Genomic DNA, 14,953 nt, shown 5'->3' with positions numbered 1-14,953 from the left:
GCATCGGGTCCTGGAAGACCATCGCGATGTCGTTGCCGCGCATCGAGCGCAGCTTCTTGTCGCTGGCGGTCACCACGTCCTGCCCGGCCACCTCGATGGAGCCGGTGATCCGGGCGCGGCTGCCCCGGTGCAGGCCAGGCCCATCAGGGCCAGCGAGGTCACGCTCTTGCCCGAACCCGACTCACCCACGATGCCCAGGGCACCGCCCGCGGGCACCTCGAAGGAGAGGCCCTTCACCGCCTGGACGTCACCGTCCATCGTCGGGAAGGTCACCCGCAGGTTCTCCACGCGCACGACTGCGTCAGAGGCAGCCGATGCCGGTCCGGTCGAGGCCATGTCACTTTTCCTTCGGTAGAGCTGGTCTGGGATCAGCGCTCGGGCGCTGGGGCGTGTTCGGCGCGCCCTACTTGGCGATGCGCACCCGGGGGTCGACGAGGGGGTAGAGCAGGTCGACGACCAGGTTGCAGACGACGATGAACACCGCGCCCAGGAGCGTCACGCCCAGGACGACGGGCAGGTCCTTGGACACGATCGAGTTGATCGCGTAGGCACCCACGCCGTTGAGGGAGAACACCGTCTCGGTGAGGATCGCGCCGCCCAGGACCATGCCGATGTCCAGACCCAGGATGGTGACGATGGGGGTCAGGGTGGGGCGGAGTGCGTGCTTGAAGATCACCTTGCGCTCGCTCAGGCCCTTGGCCCGCGCGGTGCGGATGTAGTCCTCGTTGAGGGTCTCCAACATGCCCGCGCGGGTCTGCCGCGCGTACTGGGCGGCGTGCAGGAAGGCCAGCGTCACCCAGGGCAGGATCATGACCTGGAACCAGGCGATCGGGTTCTCGGTGAAGGGCACGTAGCGCGACACCGGGAACAGGCCCCACTCGTGGACCAGGAAGGCCAGCGCCAGCAGACCGGTGAAGTAGATGGGCAGGGACACGCCGATGAGGGCGGTGCCCATGGCCAGGCGGTCGAAGATGCTGCCCTTCTTGACCGCGGAGAGGACACCGACGGCCACGCCGCCGATGACCCAGATGACCGCCGCGCCCAGGCCCAGGGACAGGGTGATCGGGAGGCGGTCGAGGAGCTGGGGCAGCACCGGGGTGTTGGTGGTGAAGGAGTATCCGAGGCACGGGGCCGCGCACTCGACCGTCTCGCGGCCGAAGGTGAACTCCTGGCCGAAGAGGAGCGTGCGGACGAACTCGAAGAACTGGACCGCGATCGGCTGGTCGAGGCCAAGGCGTTCCACGGTGGCGTCGAGCGCCTCCGGGGTGGGCGCCTTGCCCACGTACATCGCCGCCATGCCGTGCGGGGTGACGCCCGCCCACCGGGGCAGGACGTAGAAGATCCAGAAGGTCACCGCCGTGACGACGGCGAGAAGCAAGAGACCCGCACCAAGGCGGCGGAGAATATAGTTCAGCATCGCGGTCGGCGGCGGGGACACCCGAGGGATCGCCTCGGGCTCCCCGCCGCTTTCACCTGCCTTCTCGTACTAGTTCAGGCTGGTAGTGGGGAACTAGCCCCGGTCGACGCCCAGCGCCATGAAGTCGTACATCATGTACGCGGGCTGGTAGTAGGCGTTGGTGAGCTCGTCGGAGCGGTAGATCAGCGCCTTGTCGAAGACGACCGGCAGGATCGCGGCGTTCTCCATGACGAGGGTGTCGATCTGCGTGTAGAGATCGGCGCGCTCCTCCGGGTCCTCGGTCTTGAGGGCCTCGTCCCAGAGGCCGTTGACCTCGGGGTCGTCCAGCTCGGCGGTGTTGAAGTTACCGGTCTCCATGATCGCGTCGCCGTGCGTGATCTTGGAGGCGAAGCCGTAGCCGGTCGGCCAGTCCGGGCCCCAGCCCGAGACGCTCAGGCCGATGTTGTTCTCACGGACGTAGTCCTGCGAACCCGCGTACTGACCGAAGAAGTCGGCGGACGGGAACGACTTGACCTCGACGTCGATACCGACGCGCTCCAGCGACTGCTGGAGGGCCTCGGCGGTCTGGACGTCCTTCTCACGCTCGGAGCGGACGGCGATGTTGGTCTTGAAACCGTCGCCCTCGCCGCACTCCTCGAGCTTCTCCTTGGCCTTGTCGAGGTCACCCTTGTTGTCCTCGGACGGGTAGAGGTCCGAGTCGGTGTTCGAGCCGGGGATCGCCGGGGGGAGCAGGCTGGTGGCGATGTCGCCGCCCTCGGCGCCGCCCCAGGCGCGCCACATGCTGTCCCGGTCGGCCGCGTACATGATCGCCTGGCGGCAGGCCACGTCGTCGATGATCGGGAGGTGGATGTTCACGAAGCGCAGGGCGCCGGTGTACGGGTTGTCCAGGTTGCCCTTGACGGACTCGTCGTCGAGGAGACGGGCGTTCATCGCCGGGCCCACACCGGTGCCGGAGAGGTCCACGTCGATCTCACCGCTGACCAGGCGCTCGTCGATCTCGTCCTGGGCGACGCCGATCTCGACCTCGATGCGGTCGGGCAGCGCCTTGCGGACGGGGTCGGTGTCGCCGTCCCAGTGCTCGTTGCGCTCCAGGTGCAGCTTGACGCCGGGCTCGTACTCGCCGTCGAACTTGTACGGGCCGGAGGAGACGACCTTCTCCTGGTACAGGGCCTCGCGGTCGGCCTCGATCGGCACCGGGGCGGTCTGCGGCTGGGTCAACACGTTCGGGAACTCCGAGAAGGAGTCCTTGAGCTTGAAGACCAGGGTGTAGTCGTCCGGGGTCTCGATGGAGTCGAAGCCCTCGAGCGGGTCGCTGCCCTCGTAGACGTTGTGGTCGGCCTGGTCCAGGTGCGCCTTGAAGTACTGCGGGCCCTCGGAGAAGACGCCGCCGTTCCAGTTGGAGCGGGCGATGCCGTACTTGATGTCCTGGGCCGTGATCTCAGTGCCGTCCTCGTACTTGAGGCCTTCCTGGATCTTGACGGTCCACTCGGTGAAGTCCTCGTTGGGCTCCGGCAGATCCACGGCCATGTCGGGGATCAGGTCCGTGGCGTTGTCGCCCGGCTCCGGGTTGAAGGCGAGCAGCGTACGGGCGTAGTAACGGGAGAAGTTCCAGTTGAACGCGTAGTACGTGTTGGCCGGGTCGGTGGAGTCGAAGTCGCCGGCGATGGCGTACTTCAGGGTGCCGCCGGTCGCGTCGGAGGGGTTGACGACCTCCGTGGAGCCGAGGTCGTAGGTGTCGGCCGAGTCGGAGCCGCCACCGGTGGCTGCACCGCCGCAGGCGGACAGGAAGAGGGACGCCGCCGCGCCGAGCGCGACGAAGCCGAGGGTGCGTTTCCTCAAGGAAATACCTCTCTGAACCTGATGTGGGGATGGTTGGACCACTGGTTGATCCCATGTCCGCACGGAGTGGGAGGCGGGCCACTGCGCACGGACGCGGATCAGTCCGAGGTCCGGGGATCGAAGGCGTCGCGGAGGCCGTCACCGAACAGGTTGAACGCCAGAACGGTGATGAAGATGGCCAGGCCGGGGAAGATGATGAAGTAGGGCGCCGTCTGGTAGAAGGGCACCGCTTCGGAGAGCATCTTGCCCCAGCTCGGGGTGGGCGGGTTGATGCCGACGCCCAGGAAGCTCAGGGCCGCCTCGAACAGGATGTTCGTGGGGATCAGGAGCGTGGAGTAGACGATGATCGGCGTGATCAGGTTCGGCAGGATCTCCTTGAAGAGGATGTGCCGGTTGCTCGCGCCGAGGCTCTTGGCCGCCTCCACGAACTCCCGCTCGCGCAGGGCGAGGGTCTGTCCGCGGACGATGCGGGCGATGTAGGGCCAGTTGAAGAACCCGATGATGAAGACGATGACGCCGATTCTCAGCCCGTTGCCGGTCAGCCCGAGGACGCCCTCGGGGATGACGCCGACGAGGGCGATGGCGAAGAGCATCAGCGGGAAGGCCAGGAAGATGTCCATGGAACGGCTGATGAGGGTGTCGACCCAACCGCCCATGTAACCGGCGATGATGCCGAGGACGGTGCCGAGGGCCACGCAGACCAGGGTGGCCAGGAAGGCGACCAGCAGGGAGATCTGGGCACCGTAGAGGATGCGGCTGAACAGGTCGCGACCGGTGGTGGGCTCGACGCCGAGCAGGTGCTCGGAGCTGATCCCGCCCCAGCGGTCCACGCCGAGTTCGGGGTTCTCGGGGTCCAGGTAGGGGACGCGGCGGCTCGGGTCGATCAGGTCCTGGTTGAACTGGGTGGGCGGGTGCCCGAACCACTTGGCCAGGAGGGGCGCGAAGATCGCCGCCAGGATGAGCAGGACCACGACCACACCGGAGACCATGGCGACCTTGTCGCGACGCAGTCGTTGCCATGCGATCTGACGCAGGGAACGGTTGTCGGCGTCGCTGCGACCCGGGGCCGACGCGCCGGGGTCCGAGGCGACCGGGTCGGTCGCCTCAGGGGCATGCGAGGGCGCGCTCATCAGGCCACCACTCTCCACTCATACGCTTCTGGCCGAGGGGACAGATCCCACGCGTGAGCCGCTCAGGGGGTAACCCTTCGGGTCTCACGGTGGGGCCGGCCGGTTCTCGACTCTGGCTGGCGTGGGCGTTCGGCCGACGGAGCGGGAGGGTAGCCCGTCTCGTCGGCACTGGCACGCGGCGCGTCCACCTCGCTGAGAGGTTGGACACATCCGCGGACCTTTCCGCCCGGGATGTTACACAGCGCCCAATTTACTCGCCCTTTGAGTGCACTGCGCCAAAACACTGCCCATGTAGCCAAACCGTAATGAAAGCTAACAAACAACCCATATGGTAGCTAAAGACCACAAAGCAGGCATTCATCGGACGACCACGCCTGAGCTGGGAGGAGACGGGCAGATGACACCTTCGCCAACTCTACGGTCACCCCCGCGGACTTCGTCCCAATTCAGTCGAGCTATGGCAAGTGCTATGAATCAGACAGTGTTGGTATGAATCCGTAACGTGAACCACGACACAGCGGCCCACGGGCGCGGGCGGACACGAAAAAGCCCCGCCGGAGCGGGGCCGTCCTCGTGGTCGGAGGAGCCGGTTACTCGATGCCGCGCTTGCGCAGCAGCGCCTCGATGTCACCGAAGTCGTCGTCCGCGGCGGGGGCCTTGGCCTTCTTGGGCTGCGCGGCGTTCACCTGGCCCGCGGCGGGCGGAGCGGCGCCCGCGGCGGGTGTCCCCTCTCCCTCGGTCCTGGCCCGGGCCTTGTCCTGCGGCCGCGCACCGGGCTTGACGCCGATGCCCTTGGCCTTCATGAAGCCCGAGGCCACGTACAGGACCACCATCAGGCCGCCCAACGCCACACCGGCCCACACCAGCGGGTTGAAGATCAGGCCCACCAGGATGCCGACGATGCCGACCACGGCCTGCCAGATGATGGTCATCAGTCCGAGCAGACCCGCCACCAGCGGCAACAGCGACCAGGCCACACCCCGCAGGCCGTAGGCCAGGCCCTTGCGGCGCCAGACGAAGAAGGAGATGAGCAGCCCGACCACGGTCAGGATGGCCCCCAGCGTGAGGCCGGTCGTCATAGTCAGAGTGTCAGCAGGCATGCGGCCAGTCTCCCATCCCGCGCCCCGGCACACATCCGGTCGATCCCCTAGGGCGGTTCACCCAACGGGGCGTGCACGGGCGCCACGGTCCTCGTCTCCACGCTACCCACCCGGGCGCGCCGCACCAAGGGTTCAGGCGGGCGTTCCGGCGGGTCGGGCCCGCCGGGCACTCAGGCTTCGGCGACCAGCGACTCCAGCCAGTCCAGGTCGACCCCGACCAGGCTGTCCCGGAAGACCACACCCTCGCGGGGCGGGATCTCCACGTGGTTGGGCACCGCGATCGTGACGCAGCCGGCGTCGGCGGCGGAAGCCACCCCGACCACCGAGTCCTCCACGGCCACACAGCGCTCGGGGTCCACGCCCAGGCGGCGGGCGGCCCTGAGGTAGGGGTCGGGGTGGGGCTTGTTCGCCTCCACCTCGTCCCCGGCGACCGAGTCGACGAAGCTCTCCAGCCCGATACCGCCGATCGCCGTCTCCACCAGGGAGCGCTCGGTGGAGGTGACCAGCACGACCGGGACCCCGGCCTCCCCCAGCATCGACACCAGTTCCTTGGCCCCGGGCCGCACCTCGGCACCGCCCTCCAGCTTGGCGAGGAAGCGGGCGTAGAGCATGTCCGCCACCTCGCGCGGGGTGAGGTGGTCTGCGCCGGTCCGCTCGATGATGTAGCGGCCCACCGGCTCGGCGGCGTTGCCGACGTTGGCCAGGTGGTCCTCGGCGGTCCACTCGCCGCCCAGCTCGGCGGCGAGTTCGGCCTCGGCCTCACCCCAGAGGTGCTCGCTCTCGATGAGGGTGCCGTCCATGTCCAGCAGGACCGCCTGGAGGCGGCGTTCCACCGCTGCGGAGGTCTCGGGCCTTTCGGAACTCACAGTGCTCAATTCGCTCATCTCGACTCGTGGCGTGGTGGCCGGGTGGTGGCTGACCCCTGACAGGGCGGAGCCCCGCCGGCGTGGAACACCGGCGGGGCCTCCCTGGTCCAGCAGGTCAGACGTTGAAGTATGTCGCCTCAGGGTGATGGATGACGATCGCGTCGGTGGCCTGTTCGGGAACAAGCTGGAACTCCTCGGACAACGACACCCCCACGCGCTCGGGCTCCAGCAGCCGCATGATCTTGGCGCGGTCCTCCAGGTCGGGGCAGGCCCCGTAGCCCAGGGAGAAGCGGGCACCCCGGTAGCCGAGCTTGAAGAAGGCGTCCAGCTCGGCGGGGTCCTCGCCCGCGAAGCCCAGCTCGGCGCGGACCCTGGTGTGCCAGTACTCGGCCAGGGCCTCGGTCAGCTGCACCGAGAGCCCGTGCAGCTCCAGGTAGTCGCGGTAGGCGTTCTTCTCGAACAGCGCCGCGGTGGCCCGGCTGATCGCCGCGCCCACCGTCACCACCTGGAAGGTCACCACGTCCAGCTCCCCCGACTCCTTGGGCCGGAAGAAGTCGGACAGGCACAGGTGCCGGTCCCGGCGCTGGCGCGGGAAGGTGAAGCGGGTGCGTTCGGTGGTCCCGTCGTCGTCCAGCACGACCAGGTCGTCGCCCTCGCTGTAGCAGGGGTAGTGGCCGTGCACGACCGCGGCCTCCAGCAGGCCGTCGGTCTGGATGCGGTCCAGCCACATCCGCATGCGCGGGCGGCCCTCGGTCTCCACCAGCTCCTCGTAGGTGGGGCCGTTGCCGCCGCGGGTGCCCTTGAGCCCCCACTGCCCCATGAAGACGGCGCGCTCGTCGAGGAAGGCGGCGTAGTCGGCCAGCGGGACGCCCTTGCTGATCCGGTCGCCCCAGAACGGCGGGGTGGGAACCGCGTTGGTGGTGGAAACATCGCTGCGGGCGGGCATGTCCTCGGGCTCGGTCACCTTGAGAGTGGCCCCGCGCTTGACCCGGCGCTGGCGCAGTTCGGGCAGCTTGGCGCCCTCCACACCGCGCTTGACCGCCATGAAGGTGTCCATCAGGCGCAGGCCCTCGAAGGCGTCCTTGGCGTAGCGCACCTCGCCGCCGAACATCTCGGCCAGGTCCTGCTCCACGTAGGAACGGGTGAGCGCGGCACCGCCCAGGAGCACCGGGTAGCGCTCGGAGATGCCCCTGGAGTTCATCTCCTCCAGGTTCTCCTTCATGATCACCGTGGACTTGACCAGGAGGCCGGACATGCCGATCACGTCGGCCTTCTTCTCCTGCGCGGCCTCCAGGATCGCCGACACCGGCTGCTTGATGCCGAGGTTGACGACCTCGTAGCCGTTGTTGGAGAGGATGATGTCGACGAGGTTCTTGCCGATGTCGTGGACGTCGCCCTTGACGGTGGCGAGCACGATCCGGCCCTTGCCGTCGTCGTCGGTCTTCTCCATGTGCGGTTCGAGGTAGGCGACCGCGTTCTTCATGACCTCGGCGGACTTGAGGACGAACGGCAGCTGCATCTGGCCGGAGCCGAACAGCTCGCCGACGGTCTTCATGCCCGACAGCAGGGTGTCGTTGACGATGGCCAGGGCGGGCTTGCTCTCGAGCGCCTCGTCGAGGTCGGCCTCGATACCGGCGAGCTCGCCGTCGATGATCCGCCGTTCCAGGCGCTCCCACAGCGGCAGGGCGGCCAGTTCCTCGGCGCGCGAGGCCCGCATCGCCTTGGCGTCCACGCCCTGGAACATGTCGATGAACTCCGACAGCGGGTCGTAGTCGCCCTCGCGCCGGTCGTAGATGAGGTCGAGGGCGACCTTGCGCTGTTCCTCGGGGATCTGGTTGGTCGGCACGATCTTGGAGGCGTGCACGATCGCCGAGTCCAGCCCCGCCTGGACCGCCTCGTGCAGGAACACCGAGTTAAGCACGATCCGGGCGGCCGGGTTGACGCCGAAGGACAGGTTGGACAGGCCCAGTGTGGTCTGCACGTCGGGGTAGCGGGACTTGAGCTCGCGGATGGCGTCGAGGGTCTCGATGCCGTCCCGGCGGGTCTCCTCCTGCCCCGTGGTGATGGGGAAGGTGAGGCAGTCGATGATGATGTCGCCGGTGTTCAGACCCCACTCGCCGGTGATCTGGTCGATGAGGCGGCTGGCCACTCGCACCTTCCAGTCGGCGGTGCGGGCCTGGCCCTCCTCGTCGATGCACAGGCCGACCACGGCGGCGCCGTGCTCGGACGCCAGCTCCATGATGCGGGTGAAACGGGAGTCGGGGCCGTCGCCGTCCTCGTAGTTGACCGAGTTGAGCATCGCGCGGCCGCCCAGGGCCTCCAGTCCGGCCTCCAGCACGGCGGGCTCGGTGGAGTCGAGCATGACCGGCAGGGTGGAGGCGGTGGCGAAGCGGGAGGCCAGCTCACGCATGTCGCGCACGCCGTCGCGGCCCACGTAGTCGATGTTGAGGTCGAGCACGTGCGCGCCGTCGCGGATCTGGTCGCGGGCCATCTCCACGCAGGCGTCCCAGTCCTCGGCGAGCATGGCCTCGCGGAACTTCTTGGAGCCGTTGGCGTTGGTGCGCTCGCCGACCGCCAGGTAGCTGGCGTCCTGGCGGAAGGGGACGCTCTGGTAGAGCGAGGAGGCCGCGGCCTCGACCAGCGGCTTGCGGTTCTTGATGCCGCGTCCCTGCACCCGCTCGACGACCTGGCGCAGGTGCTCGGGGGTGGTGCCGCAGCAGCCGCCGACCAGGCTCAGGCCGAACTCGGAGGTGAAGGTGTCGTGGGCGTCGGCCAGCTCCCCCGGGGAGAGGTTGTAGACCGCGCCGTTCGGGCCGAGCTCGGGCAGGCCCGCGTTGGGCATGACCGAGATGGGGATGGGCGAGTGGTGCGACAGGTAGCGCAGGTGCTCGCTCATCTCGGCGGGGCCGGTGGAGCAGTTGAGGCCGATCACGTCGATGCCCAGCGGGGCCAGGGAGGTCAGGGCGGCGCCGATCTCCGAACCCATGAGCATGGTGCCGTTGGTCTCGATACTGACCTGGGCGATGACCGGCACGTCCTTGCCCAGCGCCTTGCGGGCGCGCATGGCTCCGACCACGGCGGCCTTGACCTGGAGCAGGTCCTGGCAGGTCTCGATCAGGATGGCGTCGGAGCCGCCGTCGATGAGTCCGTGCGCGGCCTTCTCGTAGTAGTCGCGCAGATACGCGTAGGGCGCGTGCCCCAGGGTGGGCAGCCGGGTCCCGGGGCCGACCGAGCCCAGGACGTAGCGGGGCTGGTCCGCCGTGCTGTAGGCGTCGGCGGTCTCGCGGGCGATGCGTGCGCCGGCCTCGGCGATCTCGTAGGTGCGCTCCTCGATGCCGTACTCGTAGAGGCCTCCGTAGTTGGCGGAGAAGGTGTTGGTCTCCACACAGTCGGAGCCGACCTCGAAGAAGGCGGCGTGGGTGTCCCGGACGATGTCGGGCCGGGTCAGGTTGAGGATGTCGTTGAGGCCCTCGTGGCCCTCGAACTGGTCGAGGTCGAGATCGTGCGCCTGCAACATGGTGCCCATCGCCCCGTCCGCCACGACAACTCGCTGGGACAGTGCTTCACGGAATGTCCGTCGATCTCTCATGTTCAGCAACTCTAGTCTCGGGGCACCGCGGCGGCCCAGCGTGGTTTCCGGTGACAAGTGGCACGGAAGAGGTGTGCCGCTGGGTCGACCCACGGCGCGGAGCGGGGTCGGGCGTCCGGGGACAGCGGTGTCCCAGGGCGCGTTCGGTGGACGCACCCTGTCAGTCGCTGGTCGCGAGGCTACCTCATCGGCTGTTTCGCCACGTGAGACCGGTGTCCCAAAGTTACGTGGGTAGCTTCATGAGACGGACTCCGCTTAACAGTTTCCCGGTCAGGTCGGCACCCCATAGGGTGGTGTGCGTCCACGTCCAGGAAGGGGCCGCCCATGATCCAGCTCGACCGCGAGCTCGTCGAGCCTGTCATGGTGGCGGCGTTCGAAGGATGGAACGACGCCGGCGAGGCAGCGAGCCTCGCCGTGGAACACCTGTCCGAGAAGTGGGGCGCCACCGAGCTGTGCGCCCTGGCACCGGACGACTACTACGACTTCCAGGTGACCCGGCCGCGGATGACCGTGGTCGAGGGCCGGCTGACCGAGATGGAGTGGCCCACCACCCGTGTGCGGGTGGTGCGGCCCCCGGGCTCTCGCCGCGACGTCGTCCTGGTGACCGGACCCGAGCCGAACATGCGCTGGCGCTCCTACACCGCCGACCTGCTCGCGATCGCCCGTGAGCTGGGGGTCCGGCGCGTGGTGATCCTGGGCTCACTGCTGGCCGACGCTCCGCACACCCGCCCGATCCCGGTGACGGGGATGTCCTCGCCGCTGGAGCTGGGCACCCGGTACGGGCTGGAGGCGGCCACGTACTCGGGGCCGACCGGCATCGTCGGGGTCGTGCACGAGATGTTCAGCTCGGTGGGCATGGAGACGGTGTCGCTGTGGGCGGCCATCCCGCACTACGTGGCCCAGCCGCCGTGCCCGAAGGCGACCCTGGCCCTGCTGAGCTGGGTCCAGGACTTCCTGGAGACCGAGGTCCCCCTGGGCGACCTGCCCGAGGACTCCGTGTCCTGGGAGGCCGGCGTCAACGACCTCACCGCCGAGGACGAGGACATAGCGGCCTACGTGCGCGGCCTGGAGGAGGCCAAGGACACGGTGGAGCTGCCCGAGGCCACCGGCGACGCCATCGCCCAGGAGTTCGAGCGCTACCTCCGCCGCCGCGACGACGGCTGAGCACCCCGCCGCGGCTCCCCCGGAAATCGGCCTGAACTGGCAAACCGTTCGACATTAACTCGTCTTTAGGTCGTTATGGGTACGTTACGGGTGATGGCTCGCGGACCGGGGGAAACGAGCCGGGGTTGCCGGAGCGCGTGTTACGGGGGTACACGCTCTCCGGCCCCGGCTGCGCCTTTCGTCCCCCGGGGCCTGGGACAAACACCCTCCCCGACCGCGCGTGGCAGGGTCTGGGGCAACCTGTGCGGATCGCTTTTGTCATCGCCAACGGCTACGCCATGGGCGGCACGGTTCGTACCGTGCACAACCTGGCCAGAGGCCTGTCGGACCGCCACGAGGTCGAGATCGTGAGTCTGGTCCGCAAACGCAGAACCCCCTTCTTCAAGCCCGCCGAGGGGGTCCGGTTAGTGCCTTTGAGCGACGAGACCGACGACGCCCCGGCCACGCGGCCGGGGAAGCGGACTCTGGAGCGCTGGCACCGGAGGGCCGAGGCGATCGTGCCCAAGGCGGAGCGGCAGCGGAACAAGAACTTCACCCCGGAGGCCGTCACCGGGCTGCGCCGGTACCTGCGCAGCACCAACGCGGACGTGGTGATCGGGACCCGGCCCGGCATCAACCTGCTCCTCGCCGCGTGGGCGCCGCCCCGCGTCCTGACCATCGGCCAGGAGCACCTCAACCTGGAGGAGCACAAACCGGCGGTGCGCAAGGCGATCGCCCGCGCCTATCCGAAGCTGGGCGGGCTGAGCGTGCTCACCGAAACCGACCGGGCCGCCTACCAGGAGCTCCTCGATGCCCCGGAGGGCTGGCTGACCGCGCTGCCCAACGCCCTGGAACCGGGTGATCCGCCCCGGTCCAGCCTGGACCAGCCGGTGATCGCGGCGGCCGGGCGGTTCTCCCCGGTCAAGCAGTACCCGCTGCTCGTGGAGGCCTTCTCCCACGTGGTGCGGGACCATCCGCAGTGGCGGCTGCACATCCACGGCGGGGGCGACCGGGACGAGGAGCTCCGCGAGACCGTGGAGCGGCTGGGCCTGGGTGACAACGTGAGCCTGATGGGCCGCACCACCGACATGCTGGGCGAGCTGGCCAAGGCCTCGCTGCTGGCGGTGAGCTCCCGGGTGGAGGGCTTCGGGATGACCATCATCGAGGCCTTCTCCGTGGGTGTACCGGTGGTCAGCTTCGACTGCCCGCACGGGCCCAGGGAGATCATCGACGACGGGCGCAACGGCCTGCTCGTCCCGCCGCAGGACACCGAGGCCCTGGGCGCCGCGCTGTCGCGCCTGGTGGCGAACCGAGAGGAACGCCACCGCATGGGCGAGGCCGCCCTGGCCTCGGCCTCCGCCTACCGGCTGGAGGACGTCATCGCGCAGTGGGAGGACTTCCTGGAGCTGCGCCGAACCGCCCGGCCGAAGAGGGGTCCGCTGGCCGCGCTGTTCGGGTGAGCGCCGACCGGGACGGCAACGGGGTGAAGGCTCCGCTCACAGGCGCAGACGGCGCCACTCCCCCGTGGCGAGGACGGCTGCCCAGGCCCCGGCGATACGGGCCAGGCCTCGGCGGACCTCGTCGACGACGGCGGGGGTCAGGGGGGACTCGGCCTGTTCGGCGGGCTCCAGCCGGACGGTGACCCGTAGTCCGTCCAGGACCTTCTGCGCCCGGCCGAGGGCCTCCGGGTCGGGGGCGGACTCACGGTCGAGCAGGGAGCGGATCCCGTCCCGCAGGGTGATGGCCTCGTCGAGGTCGGCGAGGGTGATGGGGATGGCGCCCTCGGTGACGAGGCGGTGCTCCCGCATGAACCGGGCCAGGTCGGCCCGGTCGGTCAGGCGGCCGCCGGTGGAGACGAAGTCCGCGATGAGCTCCGCCGCGGCGCTGGGCCGGGTGGGGGTACTGGTCGTGGTCGTGGTCATGGGCGACATCCCATCACGGCACGCACCCCGGTGGTGGTGATTCGACGAGGTCGTGGCCACAGGTGGTCACTCGAATCCAGGGCATATCCGGACGAAACCCAACTCCCGAACCAGCGGGCCCGTCTCCGGTCGGTCGGAGACGGGTCCGCTCCCCGCCGTACTCCCCACCCCCTCCCTCAGCCTCGGGTCGCCCGGTCCCGGCGCAGGCTCGCCACCGCCGCGGCCACGAGGGCCAGGGCGCACAGGACGGTCGGGACGACGTGCGCCGGGTCGGGTCCGGGTGCCGACAACGCCGATGTCGCCGCCCGCGGCAACCACGCGTACGCCTCACCGACGAGTCCGCCGAGGACGGGTTCGAGGGCGACCAGGTAGACGGTCGCGGAGATGACGACCACCACCCACCGGCGGGTCAGCGCGGCGAGCCCGAACGCGATGAGCCCGACCAGGACCGCCTGCGCGCTCGCCCCGGCGAGGACCGTTCCGGCGCCGTGCCAGGCGGACAGGTGCCCGAGTTCGGGGGTCCGGGCGATCCCCGCGCCGGACGCGGCGAGGGTGGCGGCCCCGGTCACGGCACCGGCCGCCCCGAGGAGCACGAGCAGGACCACAGCGCGCACCACGAAGAGGAACCGCAGCCGACGGGCGGCGACCGCGAGGTTCAGGAGCGCGCCCGAGGCCGTCTCGGTGCCGGCGGTGTACGCGCCGAGGATCGCCGCGGCGACGGGGACCAGCATGGTCAGGCCGCTGCGTGACATCGACGCGAGCTGTTCGTCGGTGGCGGCCGCGTCGAGCACGGTGTCGGTCTGGAGCCGCACCGCGCCGTCTCCGGACGGCGCACCGCCCGTGGCGACGTTCACGGCCAGGTAGGTCAGCGCTCCGGAGGCGACGGCCAGTGCCGCGATCGTGCAGAGGACAACCGGATCCCGGAGCCACCGGAGGAGTTCGGCCCGAACGATGCCGGAGGTGTTGGAGGCGCGGTTCGGGAAGACCGTGCCCGGGGAGTCGGTGCGCGGGGCCTCAGTACCGGTCATGGAAGCTCTCCTCGAGGGTCGCGTGGCGTTCTTCGGAAGCGAGGACGCCGATCCCCGCCTCGCCGAGGAGGCGGGTGGCCGCCGCGGCGTCGCGGCCGAACACGACCGGGGCCCCGGTGCTGTCCCGCCGGCAGCGCACCCCGGCACCGGTGAGCAGCACCCTCGCCCGCTCCGTGTCGCCGGGTTCCGTCCGCAGAACGGCCATCCGGCCGGTGCCGGCGAACTCGCCGGTCGGGCCGCCGAACACGAGACGCCCCTGGTCGAGCACCAGCAGCTCGCCGCACAGGGACTCCACGTCGTTGAGGTCGTGGCTCGACAGCAGCACGGTCCGCCCCTGGCCGGACAGCCGGGTGACCAGCGCGCGGACCCGTTGGCGGGCGTCCGGGTCGAGTCCGTTCATCGGTTCGTCGAGGAGGACGAACCCGGTGCCGACGAGGATCGCGACCGCGAGCGCCACCCGCTGACGGTTCCCCAGGGAGAGGCGCCGGAGCCGGGTCCGCGCCTCGGCCACGATGCCGACCGCCTCCGTCACCGCGGCGACGTCGTCCAGCGGAACGCCGGCGAGCCGGGCGACGTACCCGAGGTTGCGCCGTACGCTCCACGCGGGCCACAGGGCCATGCCGTCGGTCGCCGCGCCGACACCACCGCCCGCGGACTCGGCGGTGGAGATGTCCCTGCCGAACTGCACGACCCGCCCGGAGTCCGGCCGCTGGACCCCGGCGAGGATCCGTAGCAGCGTGGACTTGCCGCTGCCGTTGGCCCCGACCAGTCCGACGACCGTTCCGGGGCGAAGGGAGAACGAGACGTTCTCCAGCGCGGTCCGGGGCCCGTACGAGTGGCTGACGCCGTCAACGGTGCAGAGTTCTCTCATGGCCGCCCTTCGGGTGAGGAGACACCGTGGAACAGGTGTTCCTGTCCG

Annotated in this window: 11 protein-coding genes and 1 pseudogene; 2 read left to right on the top strand and 10 right to left on the bottom strand. The window is 69.6% G+C overall.

The features are described from left to right. The 7 genes and pseudogenes from D458_RS0127930 to metH all read right to left on the bottom strand — a co-directional run. A pseudogene (locus D458_RS0127930) lies at positions 1-336 on the bottom strand (ATP-binding cassette domain-containing protein); the annotation flags it as partial. Positions 337-403: 67 nt separating this feature from the next. After that, positions 404-1,417 (bottom strand): ABC transporter permease, encoded by a 1,014-nt coding sequence (locus D458_RS0127925; RefSeq protein WP_026119748.1) that lies wholly within the window; start codon positions 1,415-1,417, stop codon positions 404-406. Between the two features lie 93 nt (positions 1,418-1,510). Further along, positions 1,511-3,256: an ABC transporter substrate-binding protein gene (locus tag D458_RS0127920; RefSeq protein ID WP_017590020.1), complete on the bottom strand. Its 1,746-nt coding sequence runs from the start codon at positions 3,254-3,256 to the stop codon at positions 1,511-1,513. A 98-nt stretch (positions 3,257-3,354) separates the two neighbouring features. Further along, a complete protein-coding gene (locus D458_RS0127915; protein ID WP_017590019.1) occupies positions 3,355-4,386 on the bottom strand; it encodes an ABC transporter permease in 1,032 nt (343 codons plus the stop codon). A 590-nt stretch (positions 4,387-4,976) separates the two neighbouring features. Then, positions 4,977-5,465 carry a hypothetical protein gene (locus D458_RS0127910; RefSeq protein ID WP_017590018.1) on the bottom strand — a complete coding sequence of 163 codons (489 nt, stop codon included), beginning with the start codon at positions 5,463-5,465 and terminating at the stop codon, positions 4,977-4,979. Between the two features lie 191 nt (positions 5,466-5,656). Continuing rightward, on the bottom strand, positions 5,657-6,370 hold the full coding sequence (locus D458_RS0127905; protein WP_040702888.1) for an HAD family hydrolase: 714 nt from the start codon (positions 6,368-6,370) through the stop codon (positions 5,657-5,659). Between the two features lie 97 nt (positions 6,371-6,467). Then, positions 6,468-9,941 (bottom strand): methionine synthase, encoded by a 3,474-nt coding sequence (metH, locus tag D458_RS0127900; RefSeq protein ID WP_083936453.1) that lies wholly within the window; start codon positions 9,939-9,941, stop codon positions 6,468-6,470. A gap of 324 nt (positions 9,942-10,265) precedes the next feature. Here metH and D458_RS0127895 point away from each other — a divergent pair, with 324 nt between their 5' ends. Both D458_RS0127895 and D458_RS0127890 read left to right on the top strand, forming a co-directional pair. After that, complete coding sequence (locus D458_RS0127895) at positions 10,266-11,105, top strand: PAC2 family protein (RefSeq protein ID WP_017590015.1); 840 nt, start codon at positions 10,266-10,268, stop codon at positions 11,103-11,105. Between the two features lie 242 nt (positions 11,106-11,347). Beyond that, a complete protein-coding gene (locus tag D458_RS0127890; RefSeq protein WP_017590014.1) occupies positions 11,348-12,544 on the top strand; it encodes a glycosyltransferase family 4 protein in 1,197 nt (398 codons plus the stop codon). A gap of 36 nt (positions 12,545-12,580) precedes the next feature. On the opposite strand, the gene D458_RS0127885 is transcribed toward D458_RS0127890, so the two are convergent. The 3 genes from D458_RS0127885 to D458_RS0127875 form a co-directional block, all read right to left on the bottom strand. After that, on the bottom strand, positions 12,581-13,006 hold the full coding sequence (locus D458_RS0127885; protein WP_017590013.1) for an ABATE domain-containing protein: 426 nt from the start codon (positions 13,004-13,006) through the stop codon (positions 12,581-12,583). Positions 13,007-13,182: 176 nt separating this feature from the next. After that, the gene (locus tag D458_RS0127880; protein WP_017590012.1) at positions 13,183-14,034 is read right to left on the bottom strand and encodes a hypothetical protein; all 852 of its coding nucleotides are present in this window, start codon (positions 14,032-14,034) and stop codon (positions 13,183-13,185) included. Next, the gene (locus tag D458_RS0127875; RefSeq protein ID WP_017590011.1) at positions 14,021-14,905 is read right to left on the bottom strand and encodes an ABC transporter ATP-binding protein; all 885 of its coding nucleotides are present in this window, start codon (positions 14,903-14,905) and stop codon (positions 14,021-14,023) included. Before D458_RS0127875 ends, D458_RS0127880 begins: the two co-directional genes overlap by 14 nt. Positions 14,906-14,953 lie beyond the last annotated feature (48 nt).

Origin of the sequence: Nocardiopsis ganjiahuensis DSM 45031, from assembly GCF_000341085.1 — a bacterium.
In the GTDB taxonomy this organism is placed as follows: domain Bacteria; phylum Actinomycetota; class Actinomycetes; order Streptosporangiales; family Streptosporangiaceae; genus Nocardiopsis; species Nocardiopsis ganjiahuensis.
The sequence above is the reverse complement of the archived record's forward strand: the minus strand, read 5'-3'. Positions and strand labels throughout refer to the sequence as shown.

Coding starts and splice junctions, on each gene's coding strand:
- D458_RS0127925 (WP_026119748.1), bottom strand. CDS start 1,417: ATGCTGAACTATATTCTCCGCCGCCTTGGTGCGGGTCTCTTGCTTCTC.
- D458_RS0127915 (WP_017590019.1), bottom strand. CDS start 4,386: ATGAGCGCGCCCTCGCATGCCCCTGAGGCGACCGACCCGGTCGCCTCG.
- D458_RS0127910 (WP_017590018.1), bottom strand. CDS start 5,465: ATGACGACCGGCCTCACGCTGGGGGCCATCCTGACCGTGGTCGGGCTG.
- D458_RS0127905 (WP_040702888.1), bottom strand. CDS start 6,370: ATGAGCGAATTGAGCACTGTGAGTTCCGAAAGGCCCGAGACCTCCGCA.
- metH (WP_083936453.1), bottom strand. CDS start 9,941: ATGAGAGATCGACGGACATTCCGTGAAGCACTGTCCCAGCGAGTTGTC.
- D458_RS0127895 (WP_017590015.1), top strand. CDS start 10,266: ATGATCCAGCTCGACCGCGAGCTCGTCGAGCCTGTCATGGTGGCGGCG.
- D458_RS0127885 (WP_017590013.1), bottom strand. CDS start 13,006: ATGACCACGACCACGACCAGTACCCCCACCCGGCCCAGCGCCGCGGCG.
- D458_RS0127880 (WP_017590012.1), bottom strand. CDS start 14,034: ATGACCGGTACTGAGGCCCCGCGCACCGACTCCCCGGGCACGGTCTTC.
- D458_RS0127875 (WP_017590011.1), bottom strand. CDS start 14,905: ATGAGAGAACTCTGCACCGTTGACGGCGTCAGCCACTCGTACGGGCCC.